Annotated in this window: 22 protein-coding genes and 1 tRNA gene; 15 read left to right on the forward strand and 8 right to left on the reverse strand. The window is 62.4% G+C overall.

Annotation, left to right across the window (positions count from 1 at the left end):
- Positions 1-245: 245 nt before the first annotated feature.
- Together folP and infA are read right to left on the reverse strand one after the other, a co-directional pair.
- Positions 246-1,109 (reverse strand): dihydropteroate synthase, encoded by an 864-nt coding sequence (folP, locus tag J5J06_01925; GenBank protein MCO6435828.1) that lies wholly within the window; start codon positions 1,107-1,109, stop codon positions 246-248.
- Positions 1,110-1,202: 93 nt separating this feature from the next.
- Positions 1,203-1,439: a translation initiation factor IF-1 gene (gene infA, locus J5J06_01930; protein ID MCO6435829.1), complete on the reverse strand. Its 237-nt coding sequence runs from the start codon at positions 1,437-1,439 to the stop codon at positions 1,203-1,205.
- Positions 1,440-1,657: 218 nt separating this feature from the next.
- Between infA and J5J06_01935 the strand changes: the two genes are divergently transcribed.
- From J5J06_01935 to mprF, 11 genes are all read left to right on the forward strand, one after another.
- The gene (locus tag J5J06_01935) at positions 1,658-3,847 is read left to right on the forward strand and encodes a hypothetical protein (protein MCO6435830.1); all 2,190 of its coding nucleotides are present in this window, start codon (positions 1,658-1,660) and stop codon (positions 3,845-3,847) included.
- Positions 3,848-3,891: 44 nt separating this feature from the next.
- Positions 3,892-4,371 (forward strand): ribbon-helix-helix protein, CopG family, encoded by a 480-nt coding sequence (locus J5J06_01940; protein ID MCO6435831.1) that lies wholly within the window; start codon positions 3,892-3,894, stop codon positions 4,369-4,371.
- Positions 4,372-4,459: 88 nt separating this feature from the next.
- Positions 4,460-4,543 (forward strand) — tRNA-Leu (locus tag J5J06_01945).
- 166 nt (positions 4,544-4,709) lie between these two features.
- A complete protein-coding gene (locus tag J5J06_01950) occupies positions 4,710-5,954 on the forward strand; it encodes a hydroxyacid dehydrogenase (protein MCO6435832.1) in 1,245 nt (414 codons plus the stop codon).
- 138 nt (positions 5,955-6,092) lie between these two features.
- Entirely contained in the window at positions 6,093-6,563 is a 471-nt protein-coding gene (locus J5J06_01955; protein MCO6435833.1) for a hypothetical protein, read from the forward strand.
- Positions 6,564-6,771: 208 nt separating this feature from the next.
- The gene (locus tag J5J06_01960; protein MCO6435834.1) at positions 6,772-7,029 is read left to right on the forward strand and encodes a hypothetical protein; all 258 of its coding nucleotides are present in this window, start codon (positions 6,772-6,774) and stop codon (positions 7,027-7,029) included.
- A 172-nt stretch (positions 7,030-7,201) separates the two neighbouring features.
- On the forward strand, positions 7,202-9,082 hold the full coding sequence (locus J5J06_01965; protein MCO6435835.1) for a VWA domain-containing protein: 1,881 nt from the start codon (positions 7,202-7,204) through the stop codon (positions 9,080-9,082).
- 14 nt (positions 9,083-9,096) lie between these two features.
- On the forward strand, positions 9,097-9,588 hold the full coding sequence (locus tag J5J06_01970) for a PilZ domain-containing protein (protein ID MCO6435836.1): 492 nt from the start codon (positions 9,097-9,099) through the stop codon (positions 9,586-9,588).
- Positions 9,589-9,816: 228 nt separating this feature from the next.
- Positions 9,817-11,646 carry a glycoside hydrolase family 15 protein gene (locus J5J06_01975; protein MCO6435837.1) on the forward strand — a complete coding sequence of 610 codons (1,830 nt, stop codon included), beginning with the start codon at positions 9,817-9,819 and terminating at the stop codon, positions 11,644-11,646.
- A 59-nt stretch (positions 11,647-11,705) separates the two neighbouring features.
- Positions 11,706-12,449, forward strand: a complete 744-nt coding sequence (locus J5J06_01980) for a hypothetical protein (protein MCO6435838.1) — start codon at positions 11,706-11,708, stop codon at positions 12,447-12,449.
- Positions 12,450-12,641: 192 nt separating this feature from the next.
- Positions 12,642-15,275, forward strand: coding sequence for a bifunctional lysylphosphatidylglycerol flippase/synthetase MprF (gene mprF / locus J5J06_01985; protein ID MCO6435839.1), 2,634 nt, complete (start codon positions 12,642-12,644; stop codon positions 15,273-15,275).
- Positions 15,276-15,294: 19 nt separating this feature from the next.
- On the opposite strand, the gene J5J06_01990 is transcribed toward mprF, so the two are convergent.
- The 4 genes from J5J06_01990 to glmS all read right to left on the reverse strand — a co-directional run bounded on the left by J5J06_01990 (position 15,295) and on the right by glmS (position 20,034).
- Positions 15,295-15,681 (reverse strand): hypothetical protein, encoded by a 387-nt coding sequence (locus J5J06_01990; GenBank protein ID MCO6435840.1) that lies wholly within the window; start codon positions 15,679-15,681, stop codon positions 15,295-15,297.
- Positions 15,682-15,698: 17 nt separating this feature from the next.
- Positions 15,699-15,941: a GlsB/YeaQ/YmgE family stress response membrane protein gene (locus tag J5J06_01995; GenBank protein ID MCO6435841.1), complete on the reverse strand. Its 243-nt coding sequence runs from the start codon at positions 15,939-15,941 to the stop codon at positions 15,699-15,701.
- Positions 15,942-16,143: 202 nt separating this feature from the next.
- Entirely contained in the window at positions 16,144-18,132 is a 1,989-nt protein-coding gene (locus tag J5J06_02000; GenBank protein ID MCO6435842.1) for a DUF2075 domain-containing protein, read from the reverse strand.
- 78 nt (positions 18,133-18,210) lie between these two features.
- Positions 18,211-20,034: a glutamine--fructose-6-phosphate transaminase (isomerizing) gene (gene glmS / locus J5J06_02005; GenBank protein ID MCO6435843.1), complete on the reverse strand. Its 1,824-nt coding sequence runs from the start codon at positions 20,032-20,034 to the stop codon at positions 18,211-18,213.
- A 212-nt stretch (positions 20,035-20,246) separates the two neighbouring features.
- Here glmS and J5J06_02010 point away from each other — a divergent pair, with 212 nt between their 5' ends.
- The 3 genes from J5J06_02010 to J5J06_02020 all read left to right on the forward strand — a co-directional run bounded on the left by J5J06_02010 (position 20,247) and on the right by J5J06_02020 (position 23,858).
- Entirely contained in the window at positions 20,247-21,569 is a 1,323-nt protein-coding gene (locus J5J06_02010) for a replication-associated recombination protein A (GenBank protein MCO6435844.1), read from the forward strand.
- Between the two features lie 81 nt (positions 21,570-21,650).
- The gene (locus tag J5J06_02015) at positions 21,651-22,226 is read left to right on the forward strand and encodes a 5-formyltetrahydrofolate cyclo-ligase (GenBank protein MCO6435845.1); all 576 of its coding nucleotides are present in this window, start codon (positions 21,651-21,653) and stop codon (positions 22,224-22,226) included.
- A 1,008-nt stretch (positions 22,227-23,234) separates the two neighbouring features.
- Positions 23,235-23,858, forward strand: coding sequence for a hypothetical protein (locus J5J06_02020; protein ID MCO6435846.1), 624 nt, complete (start codon positions 23,235-23,237; stop codon positions 23,856-23,858).
- Between the two features lie 85 nt (positions 23,859-23,943).
- Here the strand turns inward: J5J06_02020 and J5J06_02025 are convergent, their stop codons facing one another.
- Positions 23,944-24,597 (reverse strand): isoprenylcysteine carboxylmethyltransferase family protein, encoded by a 654-nt coding sequence (locus J5J06_02025; protein ID MCO6435847.1) that lies wholly within the window; start codon positions 24,595-24,597, stop codon positions 23,944-23,946.
- Positions 24,598-24,728: 131 nt separating this feature from the next.
- The gene (locus J5J06_02030) at positions 24,729-25,193 is read right to left on the reverse strand and encodes a hypothetical protein (protein MCO6435848.1); all 465 of its coding nucleotides are present in this window, start codon (positions 25,191-25,193) and stop codon (positions 24,729-24,731) included.
- Positions 25,194-25,476: 283 nt separating this feature from the next.
- On the opposite strand from J5J06_02030, the gene J5J06_02035 reads away from it, so the two are divergent.
- Complete coding sequence (locus tag J5J06_02035; protein MCO6435849.1) at positions 25,477-26,313, forward strand: UDP-2,3-diacylglucosamine diphosphatase; 837 nt, start codon at positions 25,477-25,479, stop codon at positions 26,311-26,313.
- Positions 26,314-26,443 lie beyond the last annotated feature (130 nt).

The raw sequence follows: 26,443 nt of genomic DNA on the forward strand, positions 1-26,443 counted from the left end.
GAAACAAGGAAACACGGGCGGGCGCAGCGGCCCGGCGAATGGTAACGCGCGGCCGGTCGTCCGTCTTGAGCGTGTGAAATGTACGACGAATGGGGGGTGAAGGCAACGAATGGCGGGTCCTCCAACGGGTGCATCGGAAGGCGGTTTGCGTTCGCTGTGGCGCGCGGCGCCGTTCCGCCGCGGACGAGGACTGGATTCCGGCTTTCGCTGGAATGACGGGAGGTGCCGCGTCGGAAACGAGAAGATCAGTCGGACTGATGGATGGCGAGCAGGAGTCGAACCAGGGCGATGGTCTCGCGGACGTCGTGCACGCGGAGCATCGAGGCTCCGCCCAGCGCGGCGACGGCGGCGCAGGCGAGGGAGCCGCAGAGGCGCGCCGTGGGATCGGCCGCTTCGGGGGGTTCTGATGCAGAGAGTAACGAGGCGATGAAGCGCTTACGTGAGGCGCCGATTAACACAGGGTAGCCGAGGGAGGTGAAGCGGTCGGTGTTGCGGAGGATGGCGAGGTTGTGCTCCGTGCGCTTGCCGAAGCCAATGCCGGGGTCGAGCACGATGCGCGAACGGTCGATGCCGTGGGATTCGGCGAAGCGGGCGCGCTCGAGAAGAAACTGCGTGATCTCGCCGACGACATCGTCGTACTGCGGACCGCCGCCGGCCTGCATCGTGGCGGGTGTTCCGCGGCGGTGCATGAGCACGACATGGCAGCCGCGGCGGGCGATGAGTGACACGAGTCTGTCATCGTCGCGGAGGGCGGCGGTGTCATTGACCATGTCAGCGCCGGCATCGAGGGCGGCTTCGGCGACGGCGGCCAGACGTACGTCGATGGAGAGCGGGAAGCGCGGGTACCGTTCGCGGATGGCACGGATTACGGGAACGGCGCGGGCGATCTGCTCATCGGCGGGAACATCGGCCGCACCGGGACGGGTGGATTCGGGTCCGACGTCGATAATGTCGGCCCCTTCGTCGATCATCTCCTCGGCACGGGCAAGGGCATCGCCGGTCGAGGCGAACCGGCCGCCGTCGCTGAAGGAATCGGGCGTGACGTTGAGGATGCCCATGATCCAGGGGCGGCGGTTGGAATCGACGGAGCGATTGGGAAGATCGGGCATCACGCGCGGCTCACCATGCGACCGCCGGGTTGACAGGGAATGTGGAAGGCTCGTTCGTGGCGGGGAGAGACGCCGGCGTAGCTTTCGGATCGGCTAGCGTTGCTTGGTTCCGCGGTAGACGATACGACCGCGGGTGAGATCGTAGGGCGAGATTTCGACGATGACCGTGTCACCGGGGAGAATTCGAATATAGAACTTGCGCATCTTTCCGGAGATCGTTGCGAGGACATGGTGCTTCTCGCCGCCGACTTCGATCTCCACGCGGAACATCGCGTTGGGCAACGCGGCGACCACCGTACCTTCGCATTCAATGGCTTCGACCTTCGCCATGCAGACGACAATACCCCCTGAACGTCGCGGTGCCGCGCTTGACAGTCGGCACCGACACCTCCTGAAAACCGGCGATCTCGGCCGTGACCACCGGAAACATTTACGGTGACAAGCGTGCGGGTAGTATACGCCTGTACAGGCACCGGGCAAGGGTGTCCTGTGAGAAACACGCGTCCGGCTCGAATTGCGACGCTCGAAACCAAGGCAGGTGATTCGCGATGAAACAAGCAAGTAAAGGCAATCCGGGCGGTCAGGGGCTTCGCCATCCGACCATGATTGCCACGGTTGCCGTGCTGTTGGCCGGTGTAACGGGCTGCATGGGACCCGCTCCGGTGGTGCGCATGGAGGCCCAGCGTTACCGCCTGGAGGCGGCCCTGGAACCGTCCGGGCATCGCTTGGAGGCACGCTCAACCGTGGATCTGACGCTGGCGGATGCGGGCATCCCGCCGAAAGGTCCGGTGACCGTCGAACTGGAGCTGAATCCCGCGCTCCGTGTTTCGGGGGTCAGCGCCGCGGGGGCGGACGTGCGGCGGTGGCGGTCCGTGCGATCGAAAGCGGCCAAGCCAGACGAGAAGGATACGCAGACGCTTCGGATCGTACTGGATCGGCCGGTTAAGGCAGTTACCCTTTTCGTGGATTACCAGGGGGTCCTTCAGGAGGATCTCCAGGCCGGCGAGAAGCCGGGGCAGATTCACAATTTCGACGTCGATGCCCACATCGGACCTGAAGGCATCTACCTGGGCGACGGATCGTGGTATCCGCGGCCGGTGGAGGCGGAGAGCGCGCGACCGGAACTCGCGGATTTCGAGTTGCTGGTGAATCCGGTTGCGGGCATGGAACTGGTCGCGGGGGCGGAACGGGATACGGCACTGGCGGCGCGGTCGGGGATGCTGGCGTGGCAGACGCCGTATCCAGTGAGTCACCTCGTGCTGGTGGGTGGTCCGCACGAGGTATTGGAACGCAAGATCGGCCGGGTTCTTGTACGCCTCCATCTCAAACCCGACCAGACGCAGTATGCGGAAACGCTCTTTGAGGCCACGGCGCGCAATCTCGAACGCTATGAACCGCTCATCGGTCCGTTTCCCGGCCGGGAGTACGCCATCGTGGACAACTTCTTCAGCAGCGGGTTTGCGTTTCCCATGTTCACCCTGCTCAGTTCCGCGGTGATCAACATGAGCCCGCGAATGGCAACCGCCCATGGGTACCTCGATCACGAGTTTCTCCATAGCTGGTGGGGGAACGGGATTGACGTCGATCCGACGGACGGCAACTGGTGCGAGGCGCTGGCCAGCTACGGGGCGAACTACTACGGGTACGTTCTTGATGGAAACGAGTCGGAGGCGCGGCGTATTCGCCGCAATTACTGCCACTTCCAGAGTCGGCTCAAGCCCGATGAGGACAAGCCACTGGGCACGTTCGGGCAGGAAGGCGGCTGCGGTCGGGGCATCGCCTACCAGAAGGGCGCCATGGTTTTTCATATGCTGGCTCGCAAGATCGGCCAGGACCATTTCTGGGCGGCCATGCGGCGCCTCACGGACGAATACCTGGGACGGTACGCCGCATGGGGAGACATCCGCCGGCTGTGCGAAGAAGCGGGGAACGTCTCGCTGGAGACATTCATCGAGCAATGGGTTCGGGGAAGCGGAGCGCCGCTGCTGCGCCTGCGTTCCGCGAAGTACGACTCGGCCGAGAGCATGCTGCTGCTCGAACTGTACCAGGGCGACCCACCGTTTGAACTGGACGTTCCGGTGCGGATCACGCACGCCGACGGGCAGAAGGACATCATCGTGCCGCTATCCGCACCTTCGGCGGTGGTTCCCGTGAAAGTGGATGTCATCCCGCTTCGCGTGGAGGTCGATCCCGACTTTGACGTTTTTCGCAAGGTTCCGCCCGACGAGATCATTCCCACGACGGCGACGACGCGATCCGGAGGCGCGCTGGTGACGATACGGCCGGCCGGGGAAGTGCCCAAGGAGCTGGCGTCGCTCCAGAAGACGTTTGAATCGAGTTTCAAAAAGGACGGCGTGACGGCGTCGCTCGTGGCCGGCGACATCCGCGAAGGCGCCCTGGCCGGGAACAACGTGCTTATCCTCGGGGACGCGGTTCACGATGGCTACGTCAGCGGGTTCCTGTCGGCGATCGAGTTTCCAGTGAAATGGACCGACGAGGGATTCGAGTTTGAGGGCGTGGCCTATACCGACCCGGGTGATGCCCTGCTTTGCACCGTGCGTCACCCGGATGTCGTCGGCGGGGGCATTACGGTGGTCTACGCCAACTCGGAAGAAGCACTTCCTCGAGCGGGATTGGTGCCCTTCTACGACAACAGCCTGGTCATTTTCCAGAACGGGACGCCGCAGGTACGGCGGGACTTCGAGCACCACGACGTCGTGGAGGTCGAGAAGCTGTAACTCCGCTCGCATCCGCCTGAACAGGTCTCATGGGGTCGCCGAGGATGGGTCGCGTCGATCGCATCAGCGTTTCTCTGGACGCCGAACTGCTGGCCGCGTTCGATCGATACATTCTTCAACTTGGATACGTGAACCGGTCGGAGGCGATTCGCGATCTGATCCGCCGACAACTCGGCGAGGCAAGGGAGAGTCCCGGAGCGGCAGACGCAGCCGGGGTGCTCACCTTCTTCTGCAATCGAGAGTCTCACGAAGCGTGGAACCTGATCCGGGGGGAGTTTGGATCCACTTCCTCGCCGGCTGAAGTACTGACGGTTCGCCCGATCGAGGGATACACGGATTGGATCGTCGTGCCACTTCGAGGCCCGGCGGAACGTATCCGGTCTCTGTCCGAGCGGGTCGGCGCGATTCGCGGGGTAACGCATGCTCGTTTCGTGTCGCTGCCCATCATCCCGGACGAGCGTCTGCCCGATGGCAAGGGCGGGTTGGCCAGCCCGGGGGGTGCAGTTGACTTCCGGTCCGGTTGACAGGAACGCCGCGGAAGATAGATTGGGCGGTTTGCGACGCGGAGACGAGAAATCGGGTGGATTGCGCCCGGGCTCGAGGATCCGATGCGCGGATGTGGCGGAATTGGCAGACGCGCAGGTTTCAGGTACCTGTGGGCTAACGCTCGTGGAGGTTCGACTCCTCTCATCCGCATGGCCACTTCACTCCGTTCCAGGGCCGCAAGGACAAGCTGCTCTCGATGATGTGGTCGCTTCCTGAACGCCGGGCGTCGGCGTCGGGCATTCAGAGACGCGGGTGGTCGTGCCGGTCCGTCGCGCGGCCCGACCGATCGTTCAATGCCAGCAGCAGCTCAAGGACCATGCCGCAGCGCACTCCCCTCAAGGTGCTCATCGCCGACAAGTTCGAGGAATCCGGCCTCAACGAACTGAAGGAACTCGGTTACGAGGTGACCTACAACGCCGCGCTGAATGGCGCGGAGTTGAAGGAAGCGATCTCCGAATCCGCGTGCGACGTCCTCGTCGTTCGAAGTACCAAGGTCACGGCCACGATGCTGGATGCGGGAACCCGGTTGGGGCTGGTGGTCCGGGCGGGTGCGGGCTACGACACGATCGATGTCGACGCCGCGTCGAAACACAGCATTTTCGTGGCCAACTGCCCCGGGAAGAACGCGGTCGCGGTCGCGGAGCTGACCTTCGCACTGATCCTTGCCCTCGATCGACTGCTCGTGGAAAACGTCACTGATCTGCGCGAGGGCGTGTGGAATAAGACGAGATACGGCCAGGCGCGGGGACTGATGGGCCGCACCCTGGGCGTGCTCGGCGTCGGGCAGATCGGAAGCATGGTCATCGAGCGCGCTCAGGCGTTCGGTATGAACGTGGTTGCGTGGAGCCGATCGCTGACCATCGAGCAGGCGGAAATGCTGCAGGTCATCCGCTGTTCGAGTCCCGGGGAGGTGGCCTCGGCCTGCGACATCCTGACGATCCATCTGCCCGCGGCGCCGGAGACCAAGCACATCGTCAACGAAGAAGTGCTCAACCGGCTTTCTCCGGGCAGCTACGTTATCAATACCTCGAGGCCGGAATTGCTGGATTACAAGGCCCTGGCCAGCGCCATCAAGAACCTGGAACTCCGCGCCGGGCTGGACGTCTTCCCGCACGAACCTGCGTCGTCCACGGGCAAGTTCAGCGACTCGATTGTTCAGGCATCCGGAATTGTCTACGGAACGCACCACATCGGCGCGTCGACACAGCAGGCCCAGGAAGCGATCGCCTCGGAGGCGGTCCGCGTCATTCGCGTTTTCCATGAATCCGGCCGCGTGATCAACTGCGTGAATCTGCGGGGTCACACCGACGCCAGCTGGTCCTTGCGTGTCCGGCATATGAACAAGCCTGGAGTTCTGGCTTTCGTCCTCCAGTCCCTCAGCGAGGACGGTATCAACGTTGAGGAGATGGAAAACGTCATTTGCGAAGGCGGGAAGTCCGCCTGTGCCCAGATCAAACTGGAACGCAGCCTCTCTGAAAAGCTCTTATCCCGGCTTGAGAAGGGAAATCAGCACATCATCGGGGTCACGCAGTCCAAGCTTCGCTCCGACGGCGTGGAGTGAATTACCGCTGTATCCGAACCGATACCAAGTTTAGGCGCCGGGTGATTCTCCGCTTGGGGGGAGAGTCCCCGGCCGATTCTGCGCATTCCGGGGCGCTGGGCTCGCTGGAGTGCATTCTCCCGACCAGAGGGCCGCCCCTTGCCCATCGATTCGGACACCATCGAAACACAGCGTGCCCTGCTCGCGCTCCTGCGGACCCTGGAGACAGGCCATGGACGTCCGATCGAGAGCCGCGAGAATCAGCGCAGCGAACCGCGCCAGATCCTGCAAGCCCCTTGTGTGCTTTCCCTGTTCGTGGACAACGGACGAGCTTCTCGGACCATACCCGGCATTGTCCGCAACATCGCGTTTTCGGGCGTTTCCGTGGTAGCGAAAACGGGAAGTCCGGTACGGGCGGACCGCCCCGTCGAGATCGAGATTGACACGGCCCCCGGGCAGCGGACCTACGCGGCCGGAACTGTGGCATTCTGCCGCCGCGTGACGGAACAGTGCTTTGAGATCGGCATCGCCGTGCAGGCCGTGGGCGCGAGTCCGATACTCGTGGCTGACATCGCCCTGGCGCGCAGCTTGTACGAATGGTTCGATCGTGCGCTGCAGGTCCGTGAATAGCCACGTCCTCACGGCGTCGCCGGATCCTCGCTTCCGCCCCCCCACAGTCCCCGTCGTTCGAAGTCCCGCGCCCCTTGTTTCAATGGTTTTCGGCGCCTACCGTCGAGTGACAGTGTGATGTCTCTTGGCTTTCGGGCGTAATTCCGCCTGGAAATGGTTGAATGCCGTCCGCCGAATCGGCGGCGCGACTCGAGGGGAAGTCGCAAACGTGCTTCGAGGAAACCGCAACCACCACCGGATAGCATCGCTCCGCATGCGCGCCTTCGCATTTGTGGGCGTGATGTACCTCTTTCTGCTGATCGGAGGTTTCATCACGCTCCGCATTCACCGCAGTCTCCGCGAGCACATCAACGACCTGGTTCCCGATAAGTCTACGCAGAGCCAGGTCACGAGCCGCGATGACCATTCGTCCACGTCCGCAAACGCGGGAGGCCTTCTGCCGAACTTCAAGTTTTCCTTGCCTTGACGTGCATGCCCTGCATAAAGTCAGGTGCCCTGCGGGAATCGGGGTATCGCGGCGACGCACGAGTCATGCCGCAGTCTTCAGCAATCACAAGACTTACATCTCATCAGTCAGTGCCGGCCCGGCGTCACTCGTGGCGCCGGACCGCCGGCACGGCAACAGCGAGGGGGGAGAAATGATGCAATTCGTCCGAGGAGAAGATTCGCATCAGCGGCGCGGCGTGGTATTCGTATTGACGGTGGTCATGCTGGTGGTGCTCTGTGGTTTCGCGGCACTGACCATTGACACGGGGATGCTGTACAACGTGCGCGCCGACCTGCAGCGCACGGCCGACGCCGCCGCACTGGCGGCCGCGGGACGGCTTGCCGACGCCGGAAACGGCAACATTCTCCACGAGGCGCAGCGCGCCGCCGAGGAGGTCGTCGCGCAGAACAGCATCTTCGGAAAGAAGCTCTCGTTCGACGCCAAGACGGACCTGACTTTCGGTGTCGCCCGATACAGCGAGTCGAAAGCGGCGTACGACTTCGTGCCGACCAGCAATCTGCCGGATGCGGTCCGCGTCCGCCTGGTCATGGCGGAAGGGTCCGCGAACGGCCCCGTCCCGCTGCTCTTCGCCCGCATCTTCGGACGACACAGCGCCAATGTATCGGCCGAGGCCATCGCCCTCATGACGCCCCGGGATGTGGCCCTGGTGGCCGATCTCTCCAGCTCCCTCAACGACGACAGTGAGCTTCAGAACTACGACAAGACCCCGATCAACCTCTATGACGTGTGGGCGGCGCTGCCCGATCCGCCCAAGGGCAACAACGGCGTGGGCAACGGCCTCGACGCACCGCCGCCCGGGAACCCGCTAAGCGTCAACGACGGCGAAAGCACGGCACCGGGCAGCCCCGGCAACCAGGGCGGAAACCCGACGCCGGGTGCCGATCCCACCGGCAAGCTCGACGGACCCGCCTGGGGTTACATGATGGGCCTGGGCTTCGGAGATGAGCTCATGCCGGAAGAATACGATCCCACGACCGATCCGGGGCTTGTCTACCTGCCGTATCGAAGCAACTGGAGTGACGCGGGCCTGACACAGTACCTGCGCGATCGCGGTTACGCCGCTTCCGAAGTTTCCGCCATCCTGGCCGGTTCCTATGATGGCAACGGTTCCTACCCCTATCGCACGGCGGTCGCACTCGGCCTCGCCTACTGGAACAGCGGAATCAGCGGCGGTTTGTGGTCGGTTCGAAGCGCTCCCTCGGGGAACGGCGACGCGCGCATTGACGCCGGCGAGTTACAGTGGGCCCAGCCCATCATGAATTACACGATCGACGAGTCGCGCAGTATCTGGCTCGATTGGATCAACCGTTACGTTTCCAGCTCACGGACGGCGATGGCCGGCGCTGACTCGGACTTCCGCTACCGCTATGGATTGAAGACGTTTACGAATTACCTGCTGGAAAGCCGGACGGGACACACGGTCACGCCGGAACTGGCCGACGTGCCCGCCCAGCCCATGCAGGCCATCAAGGATGCTGTGGGCTTCCTCGTGGAGCTGCTCGACGGGCTGGATGCGCCCGATCAACTCTCCCTCGAGGGATTCGGGGAGACCGGAACGCACGAGATCGATCTCACGACGGACTTCTTTGAGGCGTCGGCACGGCTCAACGCCATGCAGCCGGGCGAATACGTGGGATGGACCAACACCGGCGCCGGATTGGAGCGCGCTATCGAGGAACTGACCAGCAACCGCGCTCGACCGACCGCCCGCAAGCTGATCGTGCTTCTCACCGACGGGCTCGCCAACGTCAGTGCGACCGGCCGGACCGGTGACACGGCCGGGGGTGCCGCCTACGCCCGCGAGCAGGCGCGTCGCGCCGCCGAACTGGGGATCCAGATTTTCACTATCAGTGTAGGCTCGGGAGCAGATCAAGTGCTCATGAAAGAAATCGCGGAGATCGGACATGGGCAGCACTTCCACGCCGAAGGCACGATCGAGGATTACAGCCAGGGTCTCGCGGCGATCTTCACGCGGATAGGCGTAACCCGCAGCGTTGACCTGATTCAATAGGGGAGAAGTTGGCCATGCGTGCCGATATTAAGATCATGTTCAATCATCCGCGGCACCGACCCCTGCCGAAGCCCAACGTGCCGGTTCCAGGCAGGGAGCCGGTTCGCGCGAAATCGGCGGAGAAGGCCAAAGAAAGTGAATCGGCCGATACGGCAATGGAGGAGATCCGCCGACTCGTGGAAAGCGCCAAGGAGGGCGGCGAACCCGATCATTACATGGGCAAGCGACAGGACCTCCGGGTTAGCGTCGGCACGATGCTGGAAGCGACGATCGCCCCGAAGCTCGCCATCGCCAAGCGCTGGCCCATTACCATGCACAACGTCTCCGAGGGTGGATTCGGATTCTGGTCGAAGCAGAAATTCGAGATCAACGACGTGCTGTATGTTCGGGAGTTCACACCCAACAACTCCGGCAAATGGCTGACCGCGCGGGTTACGCACTGCACGGTGGGTATCCGGGGCTTCCTCATCGGTGTGGCATTCGAGCCGAATGCAACACCGGTGTAATTGCACCGACCCGCATTACCGGTCCGACATCGCCACAACCGCCCCATCTACGTACCAACCGCATACAACCGCGGCAAGTCGACCAACGCATCTGCCGGGACGACCCCGGTAGATTCGTCCATTCACGTGACCGATCCTTGAAGCACGGCTAAATTACCTGGGAGGGGAACCGAAGATTCCCCCGGAAGGACCGGCGCCGACACCTTTCTTTGCCGGGGAGATTTCGCCGTGGACCGACGCATTGAAGACTACGCCATGATCGGCGACTGCCGGACGGGCGCGTTGATCAGTCGCGACGGAAGTATCGACTGGCTCTGCCTGCCTCGATTTGATTCCGACGCCGTGTTCGCCGCCCTGCTCGGCACGGAGGACAACGGTCGATGGCAAATCGCGCCGGCCTGCGAAGTCCAGCGCATCCGACGGCAGTACGTCGGCGACACGGTGGTTCTTGAAACGGTGTTCGAAACGGAAGAGGGCGATGTCGCGCTGATCGATTTCATGCCGCTGGGATCGGAGAAGCCGCAGCTCGTGCGAATCGTCGAAGGCAGGACAGGCCGCGTCCCCATGAAGACATCGGTGGCCTTTCGATTCGACTATGGTTCGGTCATTCCCTGGGTTCGGCGGGTCGATCACCGCCGCTGTGCTGCGGCAGGATCCAACAGCCTGTACCTTTCCACGGATGCGCCAATTCATGGAAAAGACTGGACCACCGTGGGAGAATTCGCCGTCGGGGAAGGCGAGAGCGTTGAGTTCGTTCTGGCCTGGGCACTCTCGTACGAAGATGCGCCGAAGCCCGTGCGACCCGACAAGGCCCTTAAGGACACGAAGGCCCGCTGGCAGGACTGGGTCTCGAATATTACCTATGACGGCCCGTGGCGATCGGCAGTTGTCCGGTCCTTGCTGACGCTGAAGGGGCTGACCTTCGCGCCATCCGGCGGACTGCTTGCGGCCTTGACCACTTCGCTTCCGGAAAGCCCCGGCGGTTCGCGGAACTGGGACTACCGTTTCTGCTGGCTGCGTGATGCAACGTTCACGCTGTACACATTCCTGGTCAACGGCTGCAAGGAGGAGGCGGCGGCATGGCGGAATTGGCTGCATCGTGCCGTGGCGGGAAATCCTTCGCAGATACAGCCGGTCTACTCGCTGGAAGGCGATCGCCGCCTGAACGAGTACCAATTGCCTTGGCTGCCGGGATTCAACGGGGCGTCCCCGGTCCGGGTGGGCAATGCGGCCGCAGATCAGTTTCAACTGGACGTGTTCGGGGAAATCATGGACGTGTTCCATGTCGCCCGCCGCAGCGGGCTCGAACCCGACGAGAACATGTGGCAGGTCCTTCTCGTGATGCTCGAGCATCTTGAAAACGTGTGGCAGGACCCCGATCAGGGCATCTGGGAACTGCGCGGCGATCTGCGGCATGTCACGCACTCCAAGGTGATGGCCTGGGTTGCATTCGACAGGGCCGTCAAGGCCGTGGAACGGTTCAGCCTCGAGGGTCCGGTGGAGAAATGGCGGGCTCTGCGGGAATACATTCATAAGCAGATCTGTGAACGCGGGTTCGACCCGGCGCTGAACAGCTTCGTCCAGTCCTATGGATCGCGGGAGGTTGATGCGAGCCTGCTCATGCTGCCGATGGTCGGCTTCCTTCCGCCGGATGATCCGCGCATACTGGGTACGATCGAGACGATCCAGCAGGAGTTGAGCCACAGCGGGCTGGTGGCGCGCTACCGGGTTGAATCCGGCGTCGACGGCATGGAGGGTGACGAAGGAGCATTCCTGCTGTGCAGCTTCTGGATGGTGGATGCGCTGGCCCTGGCAGGTCGGCAGAAGGAAGCTGGGGAGCTATTTGAACGGCTGTTGGCGCTGCGCAACGATGTGGGACTTCTGTCCGAAGAATATGACGCCCATCGGGGGTGCATGCTGGGCAATTTCCCGCAGGCTTTTTCGCACGTCGCCATGGTGAACAGTGCGCTCAACCTCGAGGACCGGCGGAGTCCTACCCGGGAACGCTCGGAGAATGAGTCGCCTTCCGGCGGCAAGAGGAAATCACAGAAGAAGTAGAGGGCCCGACCGGGCGGTTGCACTTTGCCGGTCGCGGCGCGCAGTCGGAGAACGTCTCCTTGGTACAGGCTGAGCTCCAGTTTGGTGGCGTTACCGCAGACGGAACCGTGATGTGGCGTTTGCCCGCAAACAACGGGGAGCGGATCCTCGTCCTGACCGATGATGCTCTGTACTCCGCGAAGCTCTCCGAGATGGAGGCGGAACGCCTTGTCCAGGAACTTTTCCTGCAGAATGCCAACGTTGAGACTTGCATGAAGAAGGCCACCAAGATCCCCCACAAGCGGCTGCACGCGGTGCGGGGCGACGGGAAGACGTTCAAGGTGAGCATTGCGTACATGTCGCTTCGCAGAGCGCTGACCAGCAACGCCGTGGCCGTCCAGCAAATCACCGTGCCTGATGCCGCGTTCTTGCAGGAGTTCTTTGAAATCTACAGGACGCGCCTGGGGGAAAAGGCCAAAATCAAGCGCGATGAATTCAGCCCGGCCAAGGCGTTGGTCGCCCCCGGAGTGGCGGCGGGGTGCATTACCTTTGTCACCTGGTTCTTCGCGGGCGGATTGGCTTCGCTCGACGACGGCCCTCCGTCCGGCCACCACCCCGACAGTGCAGACGCGATCCTCCGCATCTCGGATGCCCTGGGTCCGGCTGCGATACTTTCCATCGGTATCATGGCCATCGTCGCCTGCGTCTTCTGGGCTCATTATCGGTGGAAGAACCCGCCGATCGTGATCACGCTCAAGCCGGGCAAGATCAAGCGAAAACGGCGTCCCGAGGACAACCCCTCCCCCCAGATTCAGGCGCCTTAGCGCAATCCTCGGATCAGCGCAGCGGATAGCGCCCCATTGCGAGTTCCCACCTGTAACCGGCGACTCGGCTCCTGTAGGATGGTCGTCGAGTCCGACAGAGGCGGCGCGGCCCCGGGGCTCGGTCCTTCAGAACATCGCCGGCGCATCGAGGTCAGGCAGTGCGCCGGAAGGCGTTCGTTCCGGGACAATAGAATGACGGATGTTCAGGGGCGCCTTCCAGCCTCCATGCCATCGCCGCCCGCAGAGGACCCTGGCGTTCATCCCGCGCCGTCGCTGATGCACCGGCTTCGGTTCTGGGCGGCCGTCGTGGTGCCCATTGCGTTCGTCGTCCTGGCGCTTTGGTTGTTGCACCATCAGTTCCGGCAGTACAAGCTACAGGACATCCTGGCCGGCGTGGGCGAGCTCCCGACCTGGCGGATCGGACTTGCCGCTGTGCTGACCATCGTGGCGTTCACCGTGCTGGCCGGGTATGACTGGCTCGGCTTCCGCTATATCAACCACCCCTTGCCGCTGCGCAAGATCGCCACGGCGGCATTCATCAGCTATGCCCTCAGCTACAACCTGGGATACACGCTGATTACAGGCGGATCACTGCGCTATCGTCTCTATAGCGCCTGGGGGCTTTCGGCATCGGAGATCGCCAAGGTCGTGGGCTTCTGCCTGCTGACGTTCTGGCTGGGACTGGCCGCGATCGCCGGAGTCGGCCTGCTGGCGGAGCCCGAGACCATCGGCAGCGCGCTGCGCCTTCCCCCGACGTTGACCTGGCTGTTGGGCATCGTCCTGCTGGTCGTGGTCGGAGCGTATGTCCTGGCGACCGCGGTATGGAGGCGGTCCATCACGCTGCGATCGTGGACCTTTCACTTGCCGCCGCCGTGGATCTCGCTGTGTCAGATCGTGGTGACGGTCCTCGATCTCGCTCTGGCCGGAACCGTTCTTTACGTGCTGCTTCCGCAGGACCTGGGCTTGTCCTACTTCGCCGTCATCGGCATCTACCTGATATCCGTGGTCGTCGGACTTGCCAGCCAGGTTCCCGGTGGGCTGGGCGTATTCGAGACGACATTCCTTCACCTGCTTCCGGGGTCAACGAGTTCCGCCGCCATCGCAGGATCGCTGCTCGCCTACCGTGGTATCTACTACCTCATGCCCCTCGCGCTGGCATCGCTGATGCTCGCGGCTCATGAAGTCGAGCTGCGTTTCAAGCGCGTTCCGCTTTCGCAGGAGACGGTCCGCTGGCTGACATCAATGGCTCCGCAGGCGTTGGGCGTCATTACGTTTATCAGCGGTGCCATTTTGCTGTTCTCGAGCGCGACGCCCACGACTCCTTCCCGTTTGTACATCCTTGCCCAGTTTCTGCCGCTTCATGTCCTCGAACTCTCGCATCTGGTGGGGAGCATCACCGGGGCGGTTCTCATTATTCTCTCGCGGGGTATCCAGCTTCGCCTCGACGGCGCCTTCTGGTTGGCCGTGATCTTTCTGTTCGTGGGAATCATCGCCTCGCTGGCCAAGGGACTGGACTACGAGGAGTCGATCGTCCTGTCTCTGCTTCTGCTCGCCCTTCTCCCCGCCCGCGGATTCTTCTATCGACGCGCCTCGCTGCTGGACGAGCCGCTCAGCGCCGGCTGGATGGTCGCCTGTGGCGTGGTCCTGGCCTGCTCCGTCTGGCTCGGGCTCTTCTCCTACAAGCACATCGAATATCGCAACGAGCTCTGGTGGCATTTCGCCTTCGCCGCCGACGCCCCGCGCTTCATGCGGGCGAGCGTGGCCGTCGCCGCCGTCCTGCTTCTCGCCGCAGTCGGACGCCTGCTGCGTCCCGCGCGCACACGGATCGAACATTCCTCCAAGGCACTGCTCGACCAGATCCGACCGGTCGTCGCCGCGAGCCGGGAGCCATGCGCCCATCTCGCTCTGCTGGGCGACAAGGAGTTTCTGATCAACGACGTCGGCGATGCATTCATCATGTATGCGGTTCGCGGCCGCACCTGGGTGGCCATGGGCGGTCCCGTTGGTCCGACACGGGAGCACGCCGACCTCATCTGGCGCTACCGCGAACTCGTCGACCGCAGCGGCGGCTGGCCCATCTTCTACCAGGTACGACCCGATAGCCTGCACCTCTACCTCGATCTTGGACTGACGCTGCTCAAGGTGGGCGAGGAGGCTCGGGTCTGCCTCGCCGATTTCTCACTCGATGGGGGCGAGCGCAAGAGTCTCCGCCATACGCATGCCCACGCCGGGCGCGAAGGCTGCTCATTCGAGGTGCTCCCCGCCGATCAGAATCACGAACGGATCGCGGAGTTGAAAGAAATCTCAGACCAATGGCTGGCGGAAAAGAACACACGGGAGAAGCGTTTCTCGCTGGGATACTTCGAGCCCGACTACATCGCCCGCTGCCCGCTGGCGTTGGTCCGCCGGGAAGGCCGCATCATCGCCTTCGCCAATCTCTGGCTCGGTGCAGAAAAAGAAGAACTCTCCCTCGACCTGATGCGCTTTCGCCCCGACGCCGGGCAAGGCGTGATGGACTTCCTCCTCACCAGCCTCATGCTCTGGGGACGTGACGAAGGCTACCGTCACTTCGGCCTGGGCATGGCCCCCCTTTCCGGATTCCACGACCATCCCCTCGCTCCGCTGTGGAACCGTGCTGGCGGATTCGTCTTCCGCCACGGCGAGCACTTCTACAACTTCGAGGGGCTGCGGCAGTACAAGGACAAGTTCCATCCGGAGTGGTCGCCGCGCTACCTGGCCGCCCCGGGCGGACTCGCCCTGCCCGCGATCCTCATCGACCTGGCGGCCCTCATCAGCGGCGGCATTCGCGGCGTGGTGAAGAAGTGAACCCGGCGCGGCCGGCCGGTCACGTCGCGGGTAGTTGCACGTCCAGCGAGCGATATTTCCGCTTCATGAATTGCAGCGCGAGGTACGTGTGGCAGTGCTCGACCTTGGGGTTGAGGTTCGTGGGGCAGTTGCAGCCGAGGAAGACATCGCCCGTCCGGGCCTTTTCGGCCAACTCGTCGAACGGAGTTCGATCCTCCTTGAACCGCACGTCGAGCAGATCGAGGTAGGCCTTCTTGAACGTCGCCCACGCGGCCCGGTCCTTGGTGGATTCAAGGAACTCCCGGGCCATGTCCTCCGTCGGCCGGAGGGGATGCCTCGTCCGCCAGCGGGTGTCCACGCGAACGCCGTCGGGCAGGGGATCGTCCGGCGGACGCTTGCCGCGGAAGATTTTGTAGCGAGAGAGCATGAACGGCGTCCGCGTACCTACTTCTTGTTGACCATCCGCAGGACCGCCAGCAGCACCACGGCGCCGACCGTGGACATGACCAGGGCGCCGAGCAGCCCGACGGCCGTGATGTTCAGGATCCGGAAGAGGAACCCGCCGAGAAGCGCCCCGATCACACCGACGATCAAGTCACCGATGACGCCGAAGCCACCGCCCTTCACCAACTGACCGGCCAGCCAGCCGGCACACACACCGATCAATAGAAACCAGACGATGTCCATGGTCGTCCTCCGATGATTCTTTGTAAGGGTTGTGGACCCCGTTCCTAAATTGCTGGTGGGGAGCTCGCGCCCCGGATCATGTCAAATGATCGCCGAACTCTACCATTATCGCGCACGCAGGGATACATCCGGGGTGAACGCGGATGCTTGTAAGGACTGGCGGCGAAACCAGGTTCCACAAGACGATCACTCTCGGAAGGAATCAGATCGTCGGAAAGCCAATGGTCATGAGATAATCGAACGTTGGATCATAATATTCACTCCTGCGGGTGGGATCATCCCCAGAGCCCTGAGGAACTACAATTACCATTCCCTGCCGCGCTCGTGTCAAGAGTACGCGATACGCGTTCTTTAAGTACATCTGCCGGTCCGTCTTCTTGATTCGGATCCACCGATCACCACGAAAGGACCAGTGCTGCCAACCACTGGGCGCGTAGCGGAAATCGCCGTCCCAGGTCACGCAGGCCCAATCGAGCTCGAGACCCTGCACTTGGAACTCTGTGGCCACGTCTTCCAAGTAATAGGAAGAGCGCACGTCGGCCTTTCCGTTTAGAAACCAAAGCCGTGGGTCGATCGGCGTACGCACGTCAATCGCGTGCGGCTTGAGTCGCTGCGCCTCCGACGAGGCAACGAGGCCGAAGCGTTCCGAGCCACGGGCTTGGCTCCTAATCCAACACTTGGCCTCCTGCAAACTTCGAGTGATTACGATCGGGTACTGTGGAGTAATCTGCCGGAGGGTCGCGCGGGCGGCATCAGTTTCGATGTCGAGTAGTTGTTTGACTAATAGTGACACGTTCTCGGCCCGGAATGACCTCATCGACACTGCCAGATGAAGCTCGTCGTGCGTTATGACATTTGAGCGCAGCGCGAGATCGTGCAGGACTTCGCCGGCGCCGTACTCGCTGTCGGTCAGACGTGACGATAAGTAGATGCGCCAGTGCGGGAACTGCCGGTTAAGAGCAAGGATCCACTCGCGGATACCCGCCTCCCCCGTATTGATCTCCTGCCCCCCGCCGACCAAACAGATGATGACCCCCCAGTCAGGATGCCGATCCAGGCATGAGATCAGAAACTCTGGCTCCGACTGATTGAAATCCGCACGCTTCTTTCGCTGAAGCATGAAACTTCGGGTGCGATCGAGAGTCCAGGCACGTTGCGCCTCGTCGAAAATCGCAACGTGCTCAATCGGTGGGCCGGGATCGATGAGGCACTCGTCGCGGAAGTGATGGACGTTTTGAATGAACGTCTTTACTTCGCTCAATGTGCTATTCTTCTTGACCTTCCGACCCTGCTCGCTCTCGCGACGCACTCTATCCCGCGCCAGCGCCTCGCGCAGAACGGCGACCAGTGGGCCGTTTCCAGACAAAAACACGCTATAGAGCTCGCTTTCCCTTTCGATGTTCTCGGTTGCTACATTCAGTCCGACCAAAGTCTTGCCTGCTCCCGGTACGCCGGTAATGAAGCAGATCGATTTGGCTTTTTGATCCCGCGAGGAACGAATGACCTCGCCAATCGCTTGCGACGTCTTGGTCAGATTGATCGCGCTCGCATCGCTTCGAGAGATTTCGGCCACCGCATGACCGTTGTAAAGGGCCATCGCAGCCTCGACAATTGTTGGTGTAGGATGGTAGTGACCTCGCTCCCAGGTGCTTACATCGGTTCGGCCCCCATCAACAAAATCTATCACTCGCGAAAAAATCCTGCCCAGTGATTCTGAATTGCATCTAATTGGGAGCAGCACTCGATCGCCTTGGGGGGTGTAGGACATGGTCGCGGGAGCGCACTTGGCGCGCGTAGCTACAAGGACGGGTGCGATCGGCAGATTGTGGCTGGTTTCGTGGAAATTCTTCAGATCAAGAGCGTAGTCCCAAACTTGATCCTCCGCCGAACTGGTGAACCTCTCTTCACCAACCTTGAACTCTATGACGAAGAGCACTGAGCCAATCAGCGCCAATACGTCAATTCGCTTGCCGAGTCGCGGAATTGAGTACTCAAAGTAGAGTGAACCCAGTCCGCGAAATGGCGTCAACGCGCTCTTCAGAATTCCAATCTCTTCGAGCCAGGCGTTGGTCTGAGTAGTTTCGAGAAAGGTACCGGTTGCGCTGGAACTGCGAGCAAGGTGCCCGAGGATCTCTTCGGGTACCTTGTCCAGGAACTCGTCGATCGGGTCGGAGTAATATGCGCGATTCATGCCTTAGACGAATCTCGTAGGGCATGCCCTGCACACGTTCTCGCCGGAATGACGATTTGTAGCAACCACGTCTGATGTTTACTCCACCGTCACGCTTTTCGCCAGATTCCGCGGCTTGTCCACATTGCACCCGCGCAGTACGGCTGCGTGGTAGGCGATGAGTTGCAGCGGAATCGCGGTGAGCAGCGGCTGGAGCGGCTCGGCCGTGTCGGGGACGTAGAGCACGTGCTCGGCCACCTGGCGGATGTGGCGGTCGCCCGCCGTGGCGATGGCGATGATGCTGCCGCCGCGGGCGCGGACCTCGGAGATGTTGTTCAGGATCTTTTCGTACTGGCTGCCGGCCGTGGCGATGCAGACCACGGGCATGCCGTCGGTGATGAGGGCGATGGGACCGTGCTTCATCTCCGCCGCGGGCATGCCCTCGGCGTGGATGTAGCTCACTTCCTTGATCTTCAGGGCCCCTTCCAGCGCCACGGGGTAGTTGTATCCGCGACCCAGGTAGAGCCAGTTGTTGCAATCCACGAAGCGCTCGGCCACGGCGCGAGTCTCATCCACCGATTCCAGCACGCGGCGCATTTGCGCGGGGATCTGCGCCAAGGCGGTGTTGAACGCCGCCGACGCCGACGGCGAAAGGTGCTTGCGCCGGCCGAGGTAGCAGGCCATGAGCGCCAGCACGGCCACCTGCCCGGTGAAGGCCTTGGTGCTGGCCACGCCGATCTCAGGTCCGACGTGCAGGTAGACGCCGGCGTCGGTCTCGCGGGCGATGCTGGAGCCGACCACGTTGACCACGCCGAGAACGGTCGCCCCGCGCTGCTTGGCTTCGAGCATGGCCGCCTGAGTGTCGGCGGTCTCACCGCTCTGAGAGACGGCGATGACCACCGTACCGTCGTCGATGATGGGGTTGCGGTAGCGGAACTCGCTGGCGTATTCCGTCTCGGTGGGAACGCGGATCAGCTCCTCGAAAAGGTACTCGCCGACCAGTGCCGCGTGCCAGGCCGTACCGCAACCGGTGATGATGAAACGCTTGGCCCGGGTGAGTTCGCGGGTCATGTCCCGCAGACCGCCGAGGTGTACGCTGCCGTCGGCCAGGTCAATGCGCCCGCGCAGGCAGTTCTCGATGGCCTCGGGCTGCTCGCAGATTTCCTTGAGCATGTAGTGCTCGTAGCCGGCGAGCTCGATCTGATCGAGGTTCCACTCGATCTCCTCGACGGACTTGGCCACAGGTATGGCGTCGAGCGTGGTGAGGCGGAGTTCGTCGGCGCGGATTTCGGCGATCTCGCCGTCGCCCATGTACACGACGTGCGTCGTGTGGGAGAGGATCGCGGCCGCGTCCGAGGCGAGGATGTGCTCGTCCGTACCCACGCCGACCAGCAGCGGACTTCCCTTCCGCGCCGCGACGATCACGTCGGGCTCGTCGGCACAGACCACGGCGATGCCGTAGGTGCCGGCCACTTCATGGAGCGCGAGCCGCACGGCCTTGACGATGCTGCCGTCGTAGAAATGGCGGATGAGATGAGCGAGGACTTCGGTGTCGGTCTCGCTCTTGAAACTTACCCCCTGCTGCTTGAGGAACTTGCGCAGGGCGCGCTCATTCTCGATGATTCCGTTGTGGATGACGGCGATGCGTCCGGTGGAGTCGGTATGCGGGTGGGCGTTGAGGTCCGTGGGCGCGCCGTGGGTTGCCCAGCGGGTGTGGCCCAGGCCGCGATTCTGCGGGAGGCTGAAGTCGAGCTGCTGCTCGAGCACGGAAAGGCGACCGGCCGACTTTGAGACAGTGAGTCCGCCCCGGTCGACCAGGGCGACGCCGGCGGAGTCGTAGCCGCGGTATTCCAGCCGCCGAAGCCCTTCGACCAGAATCGGCAGCGCCGGCCTGTCCCCGATGTACCCGATAATTCCGCACATGGCATCGCCCTCGCACTCGGTTGCTGTAACTGGCCACGCCGCCCCGGCGCCCGAAGCCGGCCAGGTCGCATTGCGTTATCATACGTCCCTATAGCGTGCCAACGCCACTCGGCCGGCCCCGTCCAGTTTCCCCAGATTATCGGCACGCGATTCCCGGCTCGGACAGCCGACCCGGCGATATCCCGCTGACGGCCTATAATATGGGTGCCCCAATGGACCTGTTCGCCAAACAGCGCGATGAGAACCGGCGGCAAGTGGAGCCGCTCGCGGTCCGCATGCGCCCGCGAACGCTCGATGAATTCGTCGGCCAGGAGGCGTTCATCGGGCCCGGGAAGCTCCTGCGACGGATGCTGGAGGCTGACCGGATTTCGAGCGCGCTTTTCTACGGCCCACCCGGAACCGGCAAAACAACGCTGGCAGCGATCATCGCCAACACGACGAAGTCGCACTTTGAGCCGGTCAACGCGGCCGCCGTAGGGGTAAAGGAAGTGCGGGAGATTCTGTTGCGGGCGCGGGACAACCTGGCCAACGGCGGGCGGCGGACGATCCTCTTCGTCGACGAGCTGCACCGCTTCAATCGGGCTCAGCAGGACGTGCTTCTCGACGACGTTGAAAACGGCACGATCATCATGATCGGCGCGACGACGGAGAACCCGTTCTTCTCCGTGAACTCGCCCCTGATATCCCGCAGCCAGATATACCAGTTTCAGCCGCTGAGCAACGATCAGATCAAGTCGCTTCTGTATCGGGCAGCGAGCGACACGGAGCGCGGATTGGGAAGGTACAAGGTCGATCTTCGCCCGGATGCGGCGGATCACCTCGCGACCACCAGCGACGGCGACGCGCGACGGTCGTTAACAGCACTGGAAATCGCGGTCCTTTCCCAGACGAACGCGATGCCCGAGCCGGCCAGCGTTGTCGTCGACCTCGCGACGGCTGAGGAGTCGATCCAGAAAAAGGCCTTGCAATACGATCGCGACGGCGACGCCCACTACGACGCGATCAGCGCCATGATCAAGTCCATTCGCGGGAGCGACCCGGACGCGGCCGTGTACTGGCTGGCGCGGATGCTGGAAGCGGGGGAAGATCCGCGGTTCATCGCCCGGAGGCTGGTAATCGCCGCGGCCGAGGACATCGGCAACGCTGACCCGCGGGGGCTGATTCTCGCCCAGGCGGCGGCCGATGCGACCCAATTCGTGGGCATGCCCGAGTGTCAGCTTCCTCTCGCGCAGGCGGCGATCTACCTGGCGCGGGCGCCAAAGTCGAATGCGTCGGCGATGGCGATTTGGGCGGCCTGCGAGGACGTGCGTACGGGGCGAACGATTCCGGTTCCCAAGGCGCTCAAGGCCACGGGTTACGCCGGGGCCAAGCGGCTGGGTTCGGGCGAGGGCTACAAGTATCCGCACGATCATCCTGGGGGCGTTGTGGAACAGGATTACCTCGGCGTCGATAAGGTGTATTATGTGCCGGACAAGGAAGCGACGGGGCGACGAAGCGACGAAGCGACGAAGGGGAAAGACGAGAGCCGTCGTTAGGATCCGCCGCGCGGACCGCCCCTTTGTTATGAAGTAGCGTTTGCCGCTATTCGATTGGCCCGGACGACGTCGGAAGCAGGCTTGCCCATCAAGAAAGATCTTCGCCAGCGACTGAGAAGCGTGCTCGCGGCGATTTCGCCGGAGGACATGGCCGCCAAGTCGCTGCGCGCCTGCCAATTGCTCTTTCAGCAGCCTGAATTCACGAAGAGCGAAGTGCTGATGGTCTTCCTGGCGCTGTCGGCGGAGATCGATACGTCACCCATCGTGCTGCGGGCGTGGCAAGATCGGAAGCGCGTGCTGGCTCCGAAAGTAAGCTGGAACCAGCGGCGCATGCTGCCCATCGAGATCCGCTCCATGACCGACGACCTGACCGTCTCGACGATGGGCATTCGCGAGCCGGTGAGCGGCGTTCCCATTCCCATCGCGATCATCGACATGGTCATCGTCCCGGGCCTGGCCTTCGACGAGTACGGCAACCGCCTGGGGCGCGGCCGGGGATTCTACGACCGCTTCCTCGCCCATCCCGAATTCCAGGGCATCTCCTGCGCGTTGGCGTTCGAGGAGCAGATGGTTCCGAACGTGCCGGTCGGCCCGCTGGACAAGCCCGTGGGCATGATCGTGACGGATGAGAAGGTGAGGAGGTTTGGGAAGGAGTAGGGAGGGCGCGTCAAACGACTGGTCGTGGCAGACAGGGCAGCGCAGCAGCATTTGCCGGCTTTCGCCGGCACTGCAACACTCGCCGTTTTCTTGCATCGGCATGCGCGCTCATGTGCTTCGCGCTGCTGCTACCGGCGGTCGGGAGCTATTATCGCTACATCCTGTATTTCGACCAGAAAGTCAGCTTGATCGTTGGAAATGGCTCCTTTTGGGCATTAAGAAAGCAAGACCCGCAAATAGGAAAACCGGGTTGGCATCTGGGAGCACCACTGAGAAAATTCCGGTTTCGATTTGAATACACAATCACTAGGCAAGCCGTCTGCTTGCCACTATGGCCTTTCGTGATCGCACCGGGAGTCCTTGCAGTTCTGTTATGGCGGAACTCCCGTCCGTGGCGGCCAGGGCATTGCAGATGCGGCTATGACCTTACGGGGAATGAATCAGGCAAGTGCCCGGAGTGCGGGCGAGCTATCGAGATAGGACCTCTCAGAGTGGAGGTAATGACTGGGCCATGGGCACAGAGCGGCACGATCGGAAAAGCGGCAAACCAGCTTCATCCTAAATCGAACGCCTGTCCGTGGTGCGGGAGTACCAACGTCAGAAATATGTCCTGGTCCGAGCGACGGCAGTTTGATTTCACACTCGTTGTGCCGCGCGTTTGTGAGAATTGCATTTTCGCTTTTGTTCCACCCTGTGGCTGGGTGACTCGCATGGCCGGAATTATAGTTGGCATTCTCTCCATGGGCATGGGAGTAGTCGGATTTGTGATAGTGCCGGTTGTAGAGGCCCAGAACGGACACTGGCAAGTGTCCCTCCTATTCAGCATGGCCTTGTCAATGTGCGTTTTGTGGGGCTCGTATCGGATTCTGAAGACATCTTTTCGCTCTGGAAATCCGCAAGTCTTGGCCGAGGGAGTTGATAAAGTGGAGCGACCAACAGGCGACACCGTGAACAAGACCTGACGGCGGGCACAGCCCGCCCTACAAGATGGCAGAGGATGCGCGATTCATGATCGACCTTTCTGAACACACCGTTTCCAAAATCGGCGTCGCAGCCAGGCCGTTGGCCAACGGGCTCCGTGAGATCGTCAGTGCGGCGGAGCTGGCCGAGCAGTTCCAGCGCTTCGGGGCGATGGTGGAGCGCTGGCGGCGGGAGAAGGAAGTCACCTTTCTGCCGGTGATGCACGGCGCGGCCTACTGCTGGCAGCAGCTCATGCGGCACATCGACGAAGCCAGCACCCACCGCGAGCGCGTCATCGTCGCGCAGAGCTACGGCGACGGGCAGCGGCCGCTCGGGGCGAAGGTGTACCTCGACTGGATCGTGCCCGAGCGGGACGTTCGCGGGCGACACGTGCTGATCATCGAGGACATTCTGGACAGCGGGGCCACGGTGGCGGAGGTGATCCGCCGCATCGAGCCGCTGGGCCCGGCGTCGATCAAGACATTTTTCATGATCCGCAAGCAGCGGGAGCGGCCGCGCGATTTCCCGGTCGATTGGGTCATGTTCGACATCGACGACGTGTGGATCGTGGGCGCGGGACTGGACCACAATGGGCGGTATCGCCACGTACCGTACGTCGCCGAAGTGCCGCAGGGGCTCAAGGCCATCGGGACAAGCCACGGAGCCACGTAGCGACCAGGCCACGAAGGGGAGAAGGAAGGCAACAGGCAATAGGCAACAGGAAGAGGCGGGAAGGCCGCGTGTCACGCAGCGCGACTTACCACACGCCGGGCAGAAGGCGATAGCGAACGCGCGCGGCATAGTCGGCATAGCCCGGTAGATTGGCTTGAAGAAACGGGTCTTCGATGGATACGCGCCGCAAGAGCAGCGCTATCGGAATAACGTTGCACAGAATGGCCCACCACGATCCGAGCATGATTCCGCTGCACAGCAGGAGCAGGAAGGCGCAGGCATATCCCGGATGGCGGACAAATCCATAAGGTCCGCCGTCCACAACGCGGTGCCCCCGCTCCGACTGGATGCGTACCACCGGTGAGTAGAAGCGGTTAACGCGCATCGCCCAGACAGTGACCGCGTAGCCTGCCGCACAAACGGCCAGCCCCACACATTGCCAAACGAACGGTACCTGGGACCACCCGAATCTCGCATCGAGTCCGGCAACGGCGAGATGCAAACCAAAGAATGGCATGATCAGATAGGGTAACTTGCGGTCGCATCCGCCGGGCGGCGTGTGCATACGCTCGCGGATCAGGCCGCGATCGACCGTCGTGACCATCGCGACCGGCAGAAGCGCTGTAATCGCGATGAAAGCCCAGAAGAAGGGAAGGTCGAGTCGGCCCGCGCAGCCAAAGAGCAGCAGCGCGGTAACGGCGATGGACACCAGGATACGGACCCAGACGGCGATGGACATTGGCACATGCTACCGCGCCGGATCGCACTTCGGACAGTCCTTTGGGGCCGCGGAAGCACCGCCCAAGGAGCAAGGCACCGAAGACGTACGCCATGGGTCCAAGGGACGAATGTTCAAGAAAGCTCTTTGCATCAGACGAGCCGCACGAAGTTGAATACACACACTCCGCCGCCGCCGGGAACGCAGTTTATGTTTTGAAGCGTGAGGTTGTTGGCATCGACGACGGTGTAGCCGTAGCTCTCGCCCGCGGGATAGAGGATCGGGGTGCAGCCCAGCGGTCCGCAGGCCTCGGCCGGTTCCCCGCGCTGAATGTCGAGGCGGAGCAGGGCCTCATTGGTGAACACGCGGTAGGTTCCATAGATCGTGACCAGCGCCCCGGCCTGGTAGGCGGTCTGCTGCTGAAACGAGCCGTCGCTCATCAGGATGAGGTCAACCGTTCCCGAACCGAAGTTGGGGTCGACGAAATTGGCCCGCCAGACGCCCGTGAGGGCGGTCGGCGGTCCCCCGCCTCCACAGCCCGGTGTGAACGGAATACTCAAGGTCAAGGCTGCGAACATCGCCGCGGCTGTCCGCGGGAAGCGTCGTGTGGCTTGCATGTTTCCCTCCTGCCCTTGCCCATGCTAGGCGCGGTGCCGGCCGGTTTCACGAGGCGCCATTTGTGCAGTTCATGGCCCGATAATTACATGCGGGGCTCGTCGATTCCGGGCCACCGCCGCAGCGCGATGCTCATCAGAAATTAACGGGGGGCTGACGCGGGCTTCACACGGTCAAGGCAGACTATTTAGGGGGTTTAAGCGAACTCGGCATGCGCGGCTGGGTTGCGTTCCGCCTGCCCCGTCCCACGACGGAGCAGGATCAAGTAGGCGTCGAGAGCATGATATGAAGCAGTATTATCGAAGCGTGTGGATCTCGGACCTGCATCTGGGCAACCGAGACTCGCAGGTCGACGCCATCTACAGTTTTCTGGACAGTATTCACTGCGATTACCTGTACCTTGTCGGGGACATCGTTGATCTGTGGTCGTTGAAGCGACGCTGGTTTTGGCCCAAGCTCTACAACGAAGTGCTTCACAAGGTGCTGAAACGGTCGCGTCGCGGGGCGAAAGTCATTTTCATTCCCGGTAACCACGACGAGTTCTTCCGTGATTTCGTGGGTTACCGGTTCGGCGACGTCGAGATTCGTTCGCAGGCCATCCATGAGACGGTCGACGGAAAGCGTCTGCTCGTCGTCCACGGCGACGAGTTCGACGCCATCGTCGTTTATCACAAGTGGCTGTCGAAGCTCGGGGCGTGGGCATACGACTACCTGATCGCCCTCAATCGCTGGGTGAATGCCTTCCGGCGGGTGTTGGGGATGCCTTACTGGAGCCTGTCCGGCGCGGCAAAACGGCGGGTCAAGCAGGCCGTAAAATACGTCACGAACTTCGAGAAGGTTCTTTCCGAAAAAGCCCGCCGGGAGGGCGTAGACGGCGTGATCTGCGGCCACATTCACCAACCGGCCCTTCGCGATGCCGACGGTGTTCTCTACGGTAACTCGGGCGACTGGGTCGAAAATTGTACAGCCCTGGTGGAAAACGAGTTTGGCGAACTGGAGCTGATCTGGTGGCGTTCAAGGATGGATGTCCGTTGTGTAGACATGGCTGACGCCGTAGCCTTACCCACGATCATGGAGTGGAACGACGTGGACCTGCCGGAGCCGGTCGTCCAGTCAGCCTAGGGCGGGAATGATCTTGGCGCTTCTTACCTGTTTGTAATATAACCTCCTCGTTCGTCGGCGCGGTCTGAACGAGGTTCTCACGCGAACAGATCTGCCGGTTCGTTGAATCGGCTGTTACCGCGGCAGGCGC

It is taken from the genome of Phycisphaerae bacterium (assembly GCA_024102815.1).
Classification (GTDB): Bacteria; Planctomycetota; Phycisphaerae; order UBA1845; family UBA1845; genus JAGFJJ01.